This is a genomic window from Streptomyces sp. TSRI0107 (genome assembly GCF_001905845.1).
Lineage (GTDB): Bacteria > Actinomycetota > Actinomycetes > Streptomycetales > Streptomycetaceae > Streptomyces.
Window position 1 is genome coordinate 176,366 of record NZ_LIVZ01000009.1, and the last position, 15,330, is coordinate 191,695.

General features: G+C 73.5%; 15 protein-coding genes. 5 read left to right on the top strand and 10 right to left on the bottom strand.

Annotated features, from left to right (window positions below; genetic code table 11):
* The first annotated feature begins 142 nt into the window (after nt 1-142).
* Together AMK31_RS25045 and AMK31_RS25050 are read left to right on the top strand one after the other, a co-directional pair.
* Nucleotides 143-928, top strand: coding sequence for an alpha/beta hydrolase (locus AMK31_RS25045; protein WP_073942891.1), 786 nt, complete (start codon nt 143-145; stop codon nt 926-928).
* Nucleotides 921-1,580, top strand: coding sequence for a hypothetical protein (locus tag AMK31_RS25050; RefSeq protein ID WP_073942892.1), 660 nt, complete (start codon nt 921-923; stop codon nt 1,578-1,580). The genes AMK31_RS25045 and AMK31_RS25050 overlap by 8 nt, the downstream gene beginning before the upstream one ends.
* 11 nt (nt 1,581-1,591) lie before the next feature.
* Here the strand turns inward: AMK31_RS25050 and AMK31_RS25055 are convergent, their stop codons facing one another.
* From AMK31_RS25055 to AMK31_RS25080, 6 genes are all read right to left on the bottom strand, one after another.
* Entirely contained in the window at nt 1,592-2,350 is a 759-nt protein-coding gene (locus tag AMK31_RS25055; protein WP_073942893.1) for an endonuclease/exonuclease/phosphatase family protein, read from the bottom strand.
* 108 nt (nt 2,351-2,458) lie between these two features.
* A complete protein-coding gene (locus AMK31_RS25060; protein WP_073942894.1) occupies nt 2,459-3,412 on the bottom strand; it encodes an ROK family glucokinase in 954 nt (317 codons plus the stop codon).
* Nucleotides 3,413-3,466: 54 nt separating this feature from the next.
* Entirely contained in the window at nt 3,467-3,994 is a 528-nt protein-coding gene (locus AMK31_RS25065) for a DUF5304 domain-containing protein (protein ID WP_073942895.1), read from the bottom strand.
* Between the two features lie 57 nt (nt 3,995-4,051).
* Nucleotides 4,052-5,227 carry an ArsA family ATPase gene (locus AMK31_RS25070; protein ID WP_073942896.1) on the bottom strand — a complete coding sequence of 392 codons (1,176 nt, stop codon included), beginning with the start codon at nt 5,225-5,227 and terminating at the stop codon, nt 4,052-4,054.
* A gap of 101 nt (nt 5,228-5,328) precedes the next feature.
* Nucleotides 5,329-5,772 (bottom strand): SRPBCC family protein, encoded by a 444-nt coding sequence (locus AMK31_RS25075; protein ID WP_073942897.1) that lies wholly within the window; start codon nt 5,770-5,772, stop codon nt 5,329-5,331.
* A gap of 150 nt (nt 5,773-5,922) precedes the next feature.
* Complete coding sequence (locus AMK31_RS25080) at nt 5,923-6,729, bottom strand: metallophosphoesterase family protein (RefSeq protein ID WP_073942898.1); 807 nt, start codon at nt 6,727-6,729, stop codon at nt 5,923-5,925.
* A gap of 316 nt (nt 6,730-7,045) precedes the next feature.
* On the opposite strand from AMK31_RS25080, the gene AMK31_RS25085 reads away from it, so the two are divergent.
* Nucleotides 7,046-8,842 carry an AMP-dependent synthetase/ligase gene (locus tag AMK31_RS25085; RefSeq protein ID WP_073942899.1) on the top strand — a complete coding sequence of 599 codons (1,797 nt, stop codon included), beginning with the start codon at nt 7,046-7,048 and terminating at the stop codon, nt 8,840-8,842.
* A gap of 15 nt (nt 8,843-8,857) precedes the next feature.
* Here AMK31_RS25085 and AMK31_RS25090 read toward each other — a convergent pair whose 3' ends face one another.
* Together AMK31_RS25090 and AMK31_RS25095 are read right to left on the bottom strand one after the other, a co-directional pair.
* Nucleotides 8,858-9,628, bottom strand: a complete 771-nt coding sequence (locus AMK31_RS25090; protein ID WP_079186921.1) for an FAD-binding protein — start codon at nt 9,626-9,628, stop codon at nt 8,858-8,860.
* 139 nt (nt 9,629-9,767) lie between these two features.
* Nucleotides 9,768-10,910: a glycosyltransferase family 4 protein gene (locus tag AMK31_RS25095; RefSeq protein ID WP_073942900.1), complete on the bottom strand. Its 1,143-nt coding sequence runs from the start codon at nt 10,908-10,910 to the stop codon at nt 9,768-9,770.
* 65 nt (nt 10,911-10,975) lie between these two features.
* Between AMK31_RS25095 and AMK31_RS25100 the strand changes: the two genes are divergently transcribed.
* Nucleotides 10,976-12,214, top strand: coding sequence for a glycosyltransferase family 87 protein (locus AMK31_RS25100; RefSeq protein WP_073942901.1), 1,239 nt, complete (start codon nt 10,976-10,978; stop codon nt 12,212-12,214).
* Here the strand turns inward: AMK31_RS25100 and AMK31_RS25105 are convergent.
* The gene (locus tag AMK31_RS25105) at nt 12,175-13,497 is read right to left on the bottom strand and encodes an MATE family efflux transporter (RefSeq protein WP_073942902.1); all 1,323 of its coding nucleotides are present in this window, start codon (nt 13,495-13,497) and stop codon (nt 12,175-12,177) included. The two genes, AMK31_RS25100 and AMK31_RS25105, sit on opposite strands and share 40 nt — an antisense overlap.
* Nucleotides 13,498-13,603: 106 nt before the next feature.
* On the opposite strand from AMK31_RS25105, the gene AMK31_RS25110 reads away from it, so the two are divergent.
* Nucleotides 13,604-14,149, top strand: a complete 546-nt coding sequence (locus tag AMK31_RS25110; RefSeq protein WP_073942903.1) for a PadR family transcriptional regulator — start codon at nt 13,604-13,606, stop codon at nt 14,147-14,149.
* On the opposite strand, the gene AMK31_RS25115 is transcribed toward AMK31_RS25110, so the two are convergent.
* A complete protein-coding gene (locus AMK31_RS25115; protein ID WP_073942904.1) occupies nt 14,134-15,324 on the bottom strand; it encodes a hypothetical protein in 1,191 nt (396 codons plus the stop codon). The two genes, AMK31_RS25110 and AMK31_RS25115, sit on opposite strands and share 16 nt — an antisense overlap.
* Between the last annotated feature and the right edge of the window lie 6 nt (nt 15,325-15,330).

Here is a 15,330-nt window from a genome sequence, read left to right on the forward strand (position 1 = left end):
TGGATCAGACCTTAACCCGGAGGCCGGGCAAAGCGACCGACGGCCCTGGTCGGTGTCAGTGCGGTCGCGTACGGTGAAGCATCACCTGGACTCGTTTCACGCCCCTTGGGATGAAACCCCCGAGATGAACAGGAGACCGAAGGTGCCGGTCCTCCCTGGAGCCGAGCCGTACCGCCACGAGGGCGGAGAGGTCGGCGTCCTCCTCTGCCACGGCTTCACCGGTTCCCCGCAGTCGCTGCGCCCCTGGGCGGAGTACCTGGCCGAGCGCGGCCTGACGGTCTCGCTGCCGCTGCTCCCCGGGCACGGCACCCGCTGGGAGGACATGCAGCTCACGAGCTGGCAGGACTGGTACGCCGAGGTGGACCGCGAGCTGCGCGCCCTGCGCGAGCGCTGCGCACAGGTGTTCGTGTTCGGGCTGTCGATGGGCGGCGCGCTCGCGCTGCGGCTGGCCGCCAGGCACGGCGACGCGATCAGCGGCGTGGTGGTCGTCAACCCGGCGAACAAGGTGCACGGCCTGTCCGCCTACGCCCTGCCGGTGGCCCGGCACCTGGTCCGCACCACCCGGGGCATCGCCAGCGACATCGCCAAGCCGGGCAGCGTGGAGGTGGGGTACGACCGGGTGCCGCTGCACGCGGCGCACTCCCTGCGGATCTTCTTCCGGGTGGTCGACGCCGAGCTGCCCCAGGTCACCCAGCCGCTGCTGCTGCTCCACAGCCCGCAGGACCACGTGGTGCCGCCCGCGGACTCGGCCCGCATCCTCAGCCGGGTGTCGTCCACGGACGTCACCGAGCTGCTGCTGGAACAGAGCTACCACGTCGCGACGTTGGACCACGACGCGGACCGGATCTTCCAGGAAAGCCTGGCGTTCGTCGGCCGGCTCGCACCCAGTGTCGGCGCCGGCAAGGAAGGGACGGCCGCAGGTGGCTGAGTTCGACTCGGAGCGGGAGGACCGCGAGAGCCGGGAGGAACGGGAGGCCCGCGAGGCCCGGGAGAGAGGCGTGGGCGGGCTCGCCGGGGTCGGCGGCACGGGCCGCCCGGACCGCGAGCCCGAGGAGCAGTCGGTGCCGTTCGACGAGGACGCCGCGTGGGCCGCGATCGTCGCCGGGTACGGCGAGGAGCCGCCGGACCCGCCGGGCGCCAAGCCGTTCAAGTCGGTGGAGGACCTGGCCCTGCTGGAGCCCGAGACCAACGACGACGACGGCGGCGAGGCGCCGCGCAAGGGGGCGGCGAAGCCGCTGGGCAGCTCCGTCTCCTTCGCCCCCGGCGTCGGCGGCGGCCCCCGCGACTACTCGGTGCCCGAGCCGGCGGAGGACGACTTCGACGAGGACGACGAGGGGCACTTCGTGCCGCCCGAGCCGCCCCCGCTGCCCGCCGCCGACACGACCGCGAAGTTCGCCTGGCTGGCGGTGATCGGCGGCCCGGTGCTGCTCCTGCTGGCCGTCCTGTTCCGCTGGGACATGACGTGGTGGCTCACCACCCTCGGCATCGGCGGCTTCGTGGGCGGTTTCGCCACGCTGGTGATGCGGATGCGGACGGACGACGAGGACGACGACGATCCGGGGCGCGGAGCGGTCGTCTGACGGTCGGGCTCTCAGTTCGCCGGCACTCTGAGGGCGGCCAGGACCGGAAGGTGGTCCGTGGCCGCCCTCAGGTCGCTCTCGGTGACCCCGGGATGGCCGGCCGGGACCCCACAGCCCAGCACCTCGACACCCTTCGTCGCGAAGATCGCGTCGATGCGCTGGTGGGGTTCGACGGGCGTGGAGGTGAACTCGGCGCCCCAGGGGGCGGCGGCCCGGCAGTCCTGGAGGTCGGCGGCGAGCCGCCGGAAGGTACGGCCGTCCGGGCGCTCGTTGATGTCACCGCCCACGATCGCGTGCTCCACGCCCATCGCGGCGAGCCGGTCGAGGACCATGCCGCCCTGCTCGTACCGTTCGTCCTTCTGCAGGCTGAGATGGCAGCTCACCACCCCCAGCCGGGCGCCCCCGAACCGTACGACGGCGGTGGCGAGGCCTCGCCGGTGCAGGCCGGGGGTGAGCGGCAGCAGCACGTCCTCGGTGCGCTCGACGGTGGCCCGCAGTGAGCACAGCAGGGCCGGTCCGGCGGCCGTGGCGCCGCCGGAGAGGATCACCAGGCCGGCGGCGCCGGCGAGCCGGGCGAGTTTCTTGCGCCAGCGGAAGAAACGGGGCGCTTCCTGGACGAAGACCAGATCCGGGGAGCAGGCGGAGATCACCCGGGCGAGGGCGGCGGTGTCGTCCCGCAGGGACCGGACGTTGTAGCTGAGGACCCGCAGCACGACGGAACCGTCGGATTCCGTACGGGAGTTGGGCAGCAGCGGAGTCGGATTCGCCATACGGACGAAGTTACGCCCAGGATCCCCACCCAGGGGCGCGGGGAACTGCGCGACAGGCCACGATTCACCCGCGGCCGAGATCGCGCAGAACCCCTGCGGCGAAACCACTCACATGATCGGGTCGGGCTCCCGGGCCAGGTCGGCCGCGCCGACGAGACCGGCCTTGTTGCCCAGCTGGGCCGCGATCACATCGGCGACCGGACGCCAGTTGCCGCCCACCAGCCAGCGCTTGTACGACTTGCGGATCGGGTCGAGCACCAGCTCGCCCTCGTCCGAGAGGCCGCCGCCGACGATGAACGCGGACGGGTCGAACAGCGACGCGAGGTCGGCGAGGCCCGCGCCGGCCCAGCGGGCCAGCTCACGGTAGGAGTCCACGGCGACCGGGTCGCCCTGCCGGGCGGCCATGGAGATGTGCTTGCCCTCGATGCCGTCGGGGGTGCCGTCACCCAGCCCCAGCAGCACCTCGGCGCGCTCCGGGGTGGCGTTGGCGCGCTGCTTGGCGTACCGGACGAGGGCGCGGCCGGAGGCGTACTGCTCCCAGCAGCCCTGCGAGCCGCAGCCGCACAGCAGGCCGTCCGGCACCATCCGGATGTGGCCGAACTCGGCGGCGACGCCGAAGTGGCCGCGGCGCAGCTTGTTGCCGATGATGATGCCGCCGCCGAGGCCGGTGCCGAGCGTGATGCAGATGACGTTGCGGTGGCCCTTGCCCGCGCCGAACTTGTACTCGCCCCAGGCGGCCGCGTTGGCGTCGTTCTCCACCACGACCGGGAGGCCCACGCGGGCCTCGACCTTGGCCTTCAGCGGCTCGTTGCGCCAGTCGATGTTCGGCGCGAAGTAGACCTCGGAGCGCTGGCGGTTGACGTAGCCGGCGGCGCCGATGCCCACGCCGACGATGTCGTGACCGGCGCGCGCGCCTTCCACCGCGGAGGCGATGGCGTCCACGATGCCCTCGGGCGTGCCCGGGGTCGGCACCTTGTGGGTCGAGAGGATGTTGCCTTCCTCGTCGACCACGCCGGCCGCGATCTTCGTGCCGCCGATGTCGACGCCGATGGTGAGTCCCATGAATCCCTCAGTTTCGGTCGAGCCCCGCTATGGCCAACCGTACCCGAGGGCGGTTCAGTCCAGGTCGATACGTTGCCCTGGACCGGTGCCCTCACCGGGGTCGCGGCGGGGGTCGGACGTCTCGTCGAGCTCTTCTGTCCCCGCCGTCCCGGCAGTCCCCGTGGTCCCGCTGGTCCAGCGGTGTTCCTGGTTCTGCACGGCGGAGCGGTAGGCGGCGAGGAGTTCCTGGCCGACCGCGGCGAGGTGGTCGAAGACGTCCGGGTTGCGTTCGATGACCGGTTCGACGGCCGCCTTGGCCTGCTGGACGACCTGCTGCACCACCTGCTGGGCGGCGGGTCCCGCGACCGCTCCGAGCAGCGGCGACTGGAGCCCGGCCAGCTTGTCGAAGGCCGCGTCGACGAACTTGCGCAGCTCCTCGGCCGCGGAACCGGGTGGCGGTCCCTGGCGGACGCGGTGGCGGGCCTTCTCCGCCTCCAGGTCCTCGGCGCAGGCGGTCGCCCACGCGTCGGCGTCACCCGGCGGACGGGTGTCCTCGGCCGCCTGCTCCCGAGCGGCGTCGTGGGTGGGGCGCTCTTCGCTCATGGCGGACTCCTGACTGCGTTTCGTCCCTACGACGTTACCCGAACGGGTGCGGCGGCTTCATCTGGTCGCGGGCCACAGCCGGGGATCGGGGGCGAACCGGACGCGCAGCTCGCCGTCGCTGAGGCCCGCCCCGTCGACGGTGCAGCGGCGCAGCGCGGACGGAAGCGGAACGATACGGCGGAACTGCCCGGCGGTGACGACGAGTTCGTCGCCGCGCCGGATCAGGTCGAGGTCGTCGCGGACCGCGCCGGGCAGCGGGATGTGCCAGACGAGCACACCGTCCTCGGCGAGCCGGTCGGTGACCGGCCAGGTGACGCGGGCGGAGCCGGGGGCGGCGGCCGGCACGGGGAGCGCGGCGAGGTCGTCGGTGCCGCGCGGGTCGCGGCCGAGGTGCGGCACGGGACGGACGTCGTACGCCTCCTGCCAGTCCGCGAGGACCTTGCGCTGCTGGGCGAGCGGCCCGGCCAGCCAGCCGTCGGCGTCGCCTCCGGGTTCCGGGAACACCCGGTTGGCGAGCAGCGCCTCCGGGCGGTGGCCGTGCAGGGCGAGGCCGAGGGTCGCGGTGCGTACGGCGTCGGCGCCGGCCGGGGTGGGGTCGGCTACCAGGCGGACCCGGGTGGTGCGGTCGGCGAGGACGGCGGTGAGGGCGGCGAGTTCGACGTCCCAGCGGGCGGCGGTCTCGTACAGCCACTCCGCGGGCATCGGCACTCCTGCCAGCCGGCCGAGGACGGGGCGCAGGGCGCGGGCCGCCTGGCGTTCGGGCGGGAGGAGGCGGCGCAGGTAGCGGCGCAGTTCCTCGGGGAGGGCGAGCAGGGCGAGGGCCTGCGGCGCGGGCGGGAGGTCGACGACGACCAGGTCGTGGGCCTCGGAGAGGGCGGCGTCGCGCAGGGCGCGGAGCACGGCGAGTTCCTCCGCGCCGGGCAGCGGGGTGACCTCCTCGGGGTCCAGGCGGGCGGCGCCGAGCAGGTCGAGGGCGGCGGAGGCGCGGTCCTGGAGGGCGGCGAGGTCGTCCCGGAAGGCGGCGGTCGCGTCGGGGCGCCAGGCGGTGAGGTGGTCGGTGATGCGCACCGGGGCGGGTCCCGTGGGGGTGCCGAGGGCGGCGCCGAGGGTGTCGGTGCGGTCGGTGCCGAGGAGGAGGGTGCGGGTGCCCTCGCGGGCGGCGGCGAGCGCGGTGGCGGCGGCGAGGGTGGTACGGCCGGTGCCGCTCTGGCCGGTGAGCAGGAGGGTGCGCATGGGGGTGAACGGTACTCGGGGTGATCGCCGGGGGTGGGGGTGCGTGGTCCGGCGCGACCGGGTGCCGCCGCGCCCGCCCTCCCCGGCGTCCTCGCCGGCGCTTACTTCGCCCCCGACTCCACCCTCTTCTTCAGGCCCGCCAGCGCGCGGTCGATGATGACCTTCTCCGCCTTGCGCTTGATCATGCCGAGCATGGGGATCTTGACGTCGACGGTGAGCTGGTAGGTGACCTCGGTGCTGCCGGCGGGGCCGGGCTCGAGGAGGTAGGAGCCGTCGAGGGAGCGCAGCATCTGGGACTTGACCAGGGTCCAGGAGACCTCGTGGTCGCCGGTCCAGGTGTAGGCGAGGATCTGGTCGTCCTTGATCGCGCCCGCGTCCATGACCAGGCGGACCTGCTCGGCGCGGCCCCGCTCGTCGGTCTTGAGGACCTCCGCCTCCTTCACCTCGCCGGTCCAGTCCGGGTAGCGGGCGAAGTCGGCGATGACCGCCATGACGTCGGCCGGTGCCGCCTCGATCGTGGTGCTCGAGCTGGTGTGTTCCGCCATCGCCGTGGCTCCTCCAGATGCGGGCCGTACTGAGGAAGTGTGCGCACGTGTGTGCCGTGTGAAGGCTATCGCGCGGTGACCGGGCCGATGTCACCCGTATCCGCCGCGCCCGCGCGGAGCGCGCGGCCCCGGCCACCGGCGTGCCGCCGTTCACCACTCCAGGGCCCACGGCCGCCCGGCGCCCGCGAAATGCCCGACGTTCACGCACTCGGTCGACCCGATCCGCATCCGCCGGACCAGCGGCTGGTGGACGTGCCCGAAGAGGGAGTAGCGGGGTCTGGTGCGCCGTATCGCCTCCAGGAGCGCCTTGCTGCCCCGCTCGAAGCGGCGGGCGACCGTGTCGTATACGAGTTCCGGCACCTCCGGCGGGATGTGGGTGCACAGCACGTCCACCTCGCCTACCGCCTCGATCTTCGCCGCGTACTCCTCGTCGCTGATCTCGAACGGTGTCCGCATCGGGGTGCGCAGGCCACCGCCGACGAAGCCGAAGGTCCAGCCGCCGATCTCGACCCGCTCGCCGTCCAGCACCGTCGTGCCGGGGCCGGCGTACTCCTTCCACAGACGCGGCAGGTCGACGTTGCCGTAGGTGGCGTACGTAGGGGTCGGGAACGCGGCGAACATCTCGGCGTACTGTGCCCGCACCGCCCGTTCGATCACCGTGGCCCGGTCCCCGTCGACGCCCGCCCACAGCCGGGCGCCCAGTTCACGGGCCTCGTCGAAGCGGCGGGCGGTGCGCAGGGCGACCAGGCGGTGGGCGTTCTCGACGCCGAACAGGTCGGGGAAGATGCCGCGCGAGTGGTCGGCGTAGTCCAGGAACAGCACCAGGTCGCCCAGGCAGATCAGGGCGTCGGCGCCGTCGCCGGCCCTGGCCAGGTCCGCCGAGTTGCCGTGCACGTCGCTGACGACATGGACACGGTGGGTGCGCGTTCTGCCGTTTCCGACCGGTGTGGGTGCCATGGCGATCAAGCGTAGGCGTGTGCGGCAAACGTGAACAGTAGCGGTCGGACCTGCGCTTACTCGCGAGTCGGGAGAGGGGTGGACTACTGTGCGCGAAGTAGCAGCAATCCGTGTGACGCAGCGAACATCTCGCCGGGACCCCCTGTCGTAGACGCCATACCGGCGGGTAACGTCCGGGCAGTCCAGTCGTGCTCAGGATTTCAACCACTGGGGTCCCCACCCCTGGCGGACGTCCTGGCGCACTTGCCCGAGCCTTGGACCGCACCGTCGCATCACACAACGTCGTGGCGCCGGCGCCCTATGAGGAGCAGCAGTCTTGCGCGAGTTCAGCCTTCCGGCTTTGTACGAGGTCCCCTCGGACGGCAACCTGACCGACATCGTCCGCAGAAACGCCGCGCAGCACCCCGAGGTCGCCGTCATCGCCCGCAAGGTGGACGGTGCCTGGCAGGACGTCACCGCGACGGCCTTCCTCGCCGAGGTCCACGCGGCCGCCAAAGGCCTGATCGCCTCGGGCGTGCAGCCCGGCGACCGGGTCGGCCTGATGTCCCGCACCCGCTACGAGTGGACACTGCTCGACTTCGCGATCTGGAGCGCCGGCGCGGTCACCGTGCCGGTGTACGAGACCAGCTCGCCGGAGCAGGTGCAGTGGATCCTCAGCGACTCGGGCGCCACCGCCTGCGTCGTGGAGACCGACGGCCACGCCGCCGCCGTGGAGTCGGTGCGCGCCTCGCTGCCCGCGCTGAAGAACGTCTGGCAGATCGAGGCCGGCGGCGTCGAGGAGCTGGGGCGGCTCGGGCAGGGCGTCAGTGACGAGACGGTCGAGGAGCGCAGCTCGCTGGCGAAGGCCGACGACCCGGCGACCATCGTCTACACCTCCGGCACGACCGGCCGCCCCAAGGGCTGTGTGCTCACCCACCGCAGCTTCTTCGCCGAGTGCGGCAACGTCGTCGAGCGCCTGCGGCCCCTGTTCCGCACCGGCGAGTGCTCGGTCCTGCTCTTCCTGCCGCTCGCGCACGTCTTCGGCCGCATGGTGCAGATCGCGCCGATGGTGGCGCCGATCAAGCTGGGCTGCGTCCCGGACATCAAGAACCTCACCGACGAGCTGGCGGCGTTCCGCCCGACGCTGATCCTGGGTGTGCCGCGGGTCTTCGAGAAGGTCTACAACTCGGCGCGCGCCAAGGCCCAGGCGGACGGCAAGGGCAAGATCTTCGACAAGGCCGCGGACACGGCGATCGCGTACAGCAAGGCGCTGGACACCCCGTCCGGCCCGTCGCTCGGGCTGAAGCTGAAGCACTTCCTCTTCGACAAGCTGGTCTACAGCAAGCTGCGCGCGGTGCTCGGCGGTCGCGGCGAGTACGCCATCTCCGGCGGCGCCCCGCTGGGCGAGCGGCTCGGCCACTTCTTCCGCGGCATCGGGTTCACGGTGCTGGAGGGCTACGGCCTGACCGAGTCCTGCGCGGCCACCGCGTTCAACCCGTGGGACCGGCAGAAGATCGGCACGGTCGGCCAGCCGCTGCCGGGCTCGGTGGTGCGGATAGCGGACGACGGTGAGGTGCTGCTGCACGGCGAGCACCTGTTCAAGGAGTACTGGAACAACCCGGGCGCCACCGAGGAGGCGCTGGAGGACGGCTGGTTCCACACCGGCGACATCGGCACCCTCGACGAGGACGGCTATCTGCGGATCACCGGCCGGAAGAAGGAGATCATCGTCACCGCGGGCGGCAAGAACGTCGCCCCGGCCGTGATCGAGGACCGGATCCGGGCGCACGCGCTGGTCGCGGAGTGCATGGTGGTGGGCGACGGGCGGCCGTTCGTGGGCGCGCTGGTCACCATCGACGAGGAGTTCCTGGGCCGTTGGGCGGCCGAGCACGGCAAGCCGGCCGGTGCCACCGCGGCGTCGCTGTCCGAGGACGCCGACCTGCTGGCCGCGATCCAGTCGGCGGTCGACGACGGCAACGCCGCGGTGTCGAAGGCGGAATCGGTGCGGAAGTTCCGCATTCTGTCCTCCCAGTTCACCGAGGACTCGGGCCACCTGACGCCGTCGCTGAAGCTGAAGCGGAACGTGGTGGCGAAGGACTTCGCGCACGAGATCGAGGCGATCTACGCGAAGTAGTCACGCGGTACGGCCCTATGGCGCGGTGTCCTCCACGAGGACCCGCGCCATCGTGCGTTCGGCGAGCGCGGTGATGGTGACGAACGGGTTCACCCCGATCGAGCCGGGCACGAGCGAGCCGTGGTTGGCGCGTCCGAGCATCACGTTGCCGTTGGGTCCCCAGCCGGTGCCGAGGCTCGGGTCGAGGTCGGGCAGGGTGCCGGTCTCCCGGGCGCGGAGCAGGAGTTCGGTGGTGCCGAGGCTGCCGGCGCCGAGGAAGAGGCAGGTGCAGCCGTACTCCTTGGTCTCGACGAGGCGTCCGGCCGCGTCGAGGCGCTCGGCGGTGAGCACGTACGTCCCGTCGGGTTCGTGGCGGACGCCGGTGACCTTCTCCAGGGTGTGCACGGTGACGTTGCCGGTGCCGAGGGCGGCGGCCAGGTACGTCTTGTCCAGGCTGCGCGTGCCGTGGTTGTTGCCGTAGATGACCTCGCCGGTGAGCGCGGACCTCGGTGCGGTGCCGGCCGCCTCGCGCCGCATGTGCCCGAAGTCGTAGACACTGGGCACGAAGGTGGTGCGCAGGCCGGCGTTGGCGGCGTGCTTGCGGGAGATCCGGCTGAACCGGCCCATCTCGAGCACGAGGGTGCGGATCCCGGCCTGGCCGAGCCGGAGGGCGGCGACCGCGCCGCCGTAGCCGGAACCGACCACGACGGCGGGGGCGGACTCGACCGCGTCGGGCTCCGCCGCGTGGGCGGACCGGAGACCGACGCGGGTGAAGCCGAGGGCGGCGGCCGTCTGGAGGGCGGCCACGCCGAGGATTTGACGTCACGTCAGCTGACGCTGCATCAGAAATGGGGTCATGCTGCGCAGCATGCGGCGATTTTCCGGTTCCGCCCAGAGGGCCGCCGCTTCGTCCGCGTCGGGGGCCGCGGGTTGTCCGGGGTCCCCCCTACAGCAGCGTTCTCAAGTCCTCCGCGAGCAGGTCCCAGCGCCACTTCTCCTCGACCCACCGGCGGCCCCGCTCCCCCATCCGGCGGCGCAGTTCCGCGTCGCCGAGGAGGGTGACGATCCGGTCGGCGGCCTCCTCGGGGTCGCCGCCGCGCACCACCCAGCCGGTCTCGCCGTCGAGCACCGCGTCGGGCGCGCCGCCGGAGTCCCCGGCGACGACGGGCAGCCCGGTCGCGGAGGCCTCCAGGTAGACGATGCCCAGGCCCTCGACGTCGAGCCCGCCGCGCCGGGTGCGGCACGGCATGGCGAAGACGTCCCCGGCGCCGTAGTGCGCGGGCAGCTCCGCCCAGGGCACGGCGCCCGTGAAGCGCACGGAGCCGGCGACGCCGGTCTCGCGGGCGAGCCGCCGCAGGTCCTTCTCGTAGGGGCCGCCGCCGACGATCAGCAGCACCGCCTCCGGTTCCGCGGCGAGGATGCGCGGCATGGCCTGGACGAGGGTGTCCTGGCCCTTGCGCGGCACGAGCCGCGAGACGCAGACCACGACCGGCCGGCCGGTGAGCCCCAGCCGGGCCCGCACCTCGGCGCCGCCCGACTCCGGGTGGAAGGTCTTCTCGTCGACGCCGGGCGGCAGCTGCACCATGCGCGCGGCCGCCTCGGGGGTGAGCGCGCCGGCTATCCGGGAACGCGTGTACTCGCCCAGGTAGGTCAGGGTGTCCGTGCTGTCGCCGATCCGCCGCAGCAGCTGCCGGGCGGCGGGCAGCTGGGCCCAGCCGGCCTCGTGCCCGTGGGTGGTGGCCACCAGACGCTCGGCACCGGCCCGGCGCAGCGCGGGCGCCATCAGCCCGAGCGGCGCGGCCGCCCCGAACCACACCGCCGTACAGCCGTGCTCCCGCAGCAGCCCGACGGCCCGCCGGGTGGCGGCGGGGGTCGGCAGCAGCATGGTCGTGCTGTCCCGTACGACGGTGAAGGGCTGCTCGGCGTCGAACGCGGCCGTCGCCTCCCGGCCCTCGCGGCCACGCTTCCAGGTGGAGGCGTAGACGACCAGCCGGCCGGGGTCGAGGCGGAGTGCCATGTTGTGCAGGAACGCCTGGATGCCGCCGGGGCGCGGCGGGAAGTCGTTCGTCACGATGAGGGTCTTGCGCATCGCCGCCGACCCTACCCAACGTAGACTCACAGGCCGGCACGGCCGTACGGAACAGGGGCTCGAAGGTGAACAGGACGGACAGCCGAGGGCACCTGGCGTCACTGCTGGTGGCGTGGTGCCTGACACGCCTGTTCCTGCTGCTGTTCGTCTTCAAGGTGTACGTGTTCCCCGGCCCGGACGTCACCAGCGACATCTCGGTGATCTACCAGGGCTGGTACGGGGTGCTGCGCACCGGAACGTTTCCGCTGGGCGACGTCACCTGGCAGTACCCGCCGGCCGCCGCCCTCGCCGTCCTCTCCCCCGCGCTGCTCCCCTTCCTCGACTACGCGCACGCCTTCTTCGTCCTGGCCTTCCTCGCCGACCTGGTCGTCCTCGCCCTGCTGTGCCGCGCCGGCCGGCGGCCGGAGCGGACCCTGCGCGGCGCCTGGGTGTGGGTCGCCGGGGTGCCGCTGCTCGGGCCGACGGTCTACGCCCGCTACGACGTGATGGTCACCGCCGTCGCGGTCGCGGCGCTGCTCGCGGGCGCGCGGCGGCCCCGGCTGATGGGCGCGCTGGCCGCGTTCGGGGCGCTGCTGAAGGTGTGGCCGGTGCTGCTGCTGGTCGCCGTCCGCAGACGGGGCACCTGGGTGGCCGCGGCGTGTACGGCGGGCGGTCTCGCGGCGCTGTTCGCCCTCGCCATGCCCGGCGCCTTCGCCTTCCTGACCTTCCAGCGGGACCGGGGCACCGAGGTCGAGTCGCTGGGCGCGCTGGTCTTCCACGTGGCCCGGCACTTCGGCTGGGACGGCGAGGTGCTGCTGAACTACGGCTCGGTGGAGTTCCTCGGCCCGTACGTCGAGGTGGTCAGCACGGCCGCGCTCGCGCTGACCGGCGCGGCGTTCGGCTGGCTGCTGCTGTGGCGGCTGCTGGCGGTGCGGTTCGAGGCGGACACGCTCGCGGACGCGGCGTTCGTGGCGGTGCTGATGTTCACCACCACCAGCCGGGTGATCAGCCCGCAGTACCTGGTGTGGCTGGTCGGGCTGGCCGCGGTCTGCCTGGGCTTCCGGGCGAGCCGGATGCGGCTGCCGGCCGGCCTGGTGCTGGCGGCGTGCCTCGTGACCGTGCTGGAGTTCCCCGTCTGGTTCGCGCACGTCGTCGCCAGTGACGGCCTCGGCGTCACGCTCCTCGCGGTCCGCAACGGCCTGCTGGTCGCCGCCACCGTCGTCGCGGCCCGCGCGCTGTGGCGGGCGACGGTGCCCCGCACCGCCCGCCGCACCCAGCTGCCCGCTCAGGCCGCCCGCGCCAAGGAGCCGACGGTCTCCTCCTGACGCCGCCGGGCACGGCGCGCCAGCACCGCCACCGCCGCGCACTGCACCGCCATCGCGAGCGCCAGCGCCAGGCACACACCCGGCAGCCCGAGCCCGGACAGGCCGTACGCCAGCGGCAGCTGTACCGCCGTGCCGAGCACGGTCACCCGCAGCAGGAGCGGCGCAGCACCGCCGCCCTCGAAGACCCCGCCCAGCGCGATGAAGCAGGCCATGAGCAGCAGATACGGCCCGACGCAGCGCAGGAACAGCGCGCCGGCGGCGGCGACCTCGGGCCCGGCGCCGAAGGCGGCCATGATCCAGGGCGCGGCCAGGGCGAACAGCACGGCGGCGAGAGCGCCGGCCGTCCCGGAGAGCAGCACGGCCGCCCGGCCGATCGCCCGCCGCTCGTCGCGGCCCGCGCCGAGCAGGTGGGCGGTGTGGATGGCGGCCGCCTGCCGGACGGAGTAGAAGGCCATGGTGGCGACGTAGAGGGACTTGTAGGCGATGGCGTACGCGGCGACGGCGGTCACCCCGATCCGTGCGACAACGGCGACCAGGACCAGCGCGCCGCCCTGGCGGACGGTGAAGTCGGCGGCCATCGGCAGCCCGGTGCGCAGGGTGCGGCGCAGGGCGGGCCGGACGCCTTCTGCGGGGCGGGCGGAGCGGGCCGCTCGCAGCGGCGCGGAGCGGCGCAGCACCGCCAGCCCCGCCGCGAGTGCCGCGCAGCGGCAGAGGACGGTCGAGAGGGCGGCGCCCTGGACCCCGTACCGGTGGATCAGCCAGGGGTCGCAGACGAGGATCAGGCCATTGGTGAGGAGCGCCAGCCGCATCGGGGTCCTGGTGTCGCCGGTGCCCTTGAGGATGCCGTCGACGAGGTTCTGGGCGAAGAAGACGGCCATGCCCGGCAGGGAGATCGCGAAGTAGCCGACGGCGAGCGCGAGAGCGGCGCTCTCGTCGCCGAGCACCGCTCCCGCCAGAGGCTCCCGCAGCAGGAAGCCGCCTCCCGCGACCACCGGTGTGATCAGCGCCCACACCGCCCAGCCGCCCCGCACTGCGGCCCGGACCGCGCCCGGGTCGCGGGCCCCTCGGGCGCGCGCGACCAGCACGGTCGTCCCCGAGCCGAAGACCAGCGCCACGCCGAGCAGCACGTTCTCGGTGTTGGTCGCGACGGCGACGGCCGCCACCGCCGGGCCGCCGAGCCGGGCCACCCAGACGGTGTTGATGATCCCGGCGGCCACGGAGGCGAGGAGTTCGACATAGACGGGCCGGGCGAGCGAGACGAGCTGTCCGCGATGCGTGTCCACGACTGGCAATCCCCCCTCGAAGCGAGCTACCTCGATTCGAGGTAGCTCGACAAGAGGTACCATCGTCGTCACCACCGCCGCAAGGAGGAAAGGACGAACCGAGCGCATGCTGGAGCTGTCGATCCTCGGCTTCCTCGCCGAGGAGCCCCTGCACGGCTACGAGCTGAAGGAGCGCATCAAGGCCCTCAGCGGCCACGTCCGCCCCGTCAGCGATGGCGCCCTCTACCCGGCGATCACCCGCCTCGTCGCCGCCGGCAAGCTGGCGCAGCACACCGAGCCCGGCACGAGCGCCGCGCCCCGCCGCGTCCTCTCCCTCACCGACGAGGGCCGCGCCGACCTGCGCGCACGCCTGCGGCAGCCCAAGCAGACGGAGATCACCGACCAGGTCCGTTTCAACACCCTGCTGGCGTTCCTGCGCCATCTGCCGGACCCCGCCGAGCAGGCGGCGGTGCTCCGCAGGCGCCTGGACTTCCTCGAGACCCCGGCGAGCTTCTTCTACCGCGCGGGAGAGCCGGTGCGGGCCGAGGAGGCCGGCGATCCGTTCCGCCAGGGCATGCTGCGCGTGGCCCGGGCGACCGGCGAGGCGGAACGGGCCTGGCTGAGGGAGGCCATCGCGCTGCTGGAGGACGGACCGGCTCAGCCGCCGAGCTGATCCCGCAGATACTCCCGCCACAGCGCCGTGAAGTCCTCCGGCGTGGTCCCCAGCACCTCGGCCGTCGCCGCCTCGACCGCCCCGTCCCGCTTCCCGTGCTCCCCTACGGCCCGGTAGAACGCGCCGAGCCGCGCCTCGCCCCAGCGGTCCGCGATCAGCCGGCAGGCCAGCCAGCCACCCTCGTACGCCTGCGCCAGCGCCGCAGCGTCCCCGGTGAAGCCGAAGTCCTCGTCGGCGGGCAGAGCGGCGGGCACCCGCCCCTCGGACACCGCGCGCGCCAGCTCCGGCGCGGCCTGCGCCGGGGAGCGCCCGGTGTCCCGGTAGCCGACCCAGTCGGCGTAGCCCTCGGACAGCCACAGCGGGGTGGCGGCGTTGGTGTGGGCGCGGGTGGCGACGTGGGTGGCCTCGTGGGTGAGCACGACCTGCCGGCCGACCGGCCCGAGGACGCCGTACGCGTCCGGGTTGACGATGATCCGGTCGGCGGGCGCGCTGCCCGCGCCGGTCTCGCCGGTGGTGACCGCGGCGATGCCCCGGTAGGAGGAGGCGGGCGAGCCGAGCAGCGCCGCCATGCCGTCCAGCGACTTCGGCACGAGCACCACGAGCCGTCCGCTCCACGCGGTGCGCCACGTCCCGGAGACGGCGGGCACCGCGCGGTCCGCGAGGCCGGCGAAGGCCCGCAGCTCCTCGCGGGACTGTCCGACGCCGAGGACCAGGCTGTCGGCGCCGCGCACGGCGGTCACCGTGCCCTGGTCCCACAGTTGCTGGGCGGCCTTGGGCGCGGGCCGGTCGGAGACCACCGTCCACCGCCCGTCGGTGCCGCGGTCGAGGGTGAGGGTGCGGCCGGCGGTGACGGGAGCGGCGTCGTATCCGGCCACGCGGTAGCGCAGGTCGACGTCGGCGGTGGCGGTGTCGCCGCTGCGCTCCAGGGACTTCAGCCGGTACGACCAGGCCGCGAGCGGCACCGCGCGCAGCCGGTCGAAGCCGGCGGTCGCGCCCGTCGCGCGGTGGGCCGCCGGGTCGTGGTCCAGGACGGCGGCGGCCCGCCGGTCGAGCAACCGCTGCACCTCGGCCCGCGCGGCGTCCGTGGCGGGCCGCCCCCCGCATCCGGTCAGGGCGACGAGCAGCAGGCACAGCGCCATCACCCAGGGCACTGACGCCCGCCTTCGATCAGCCACCTTCCC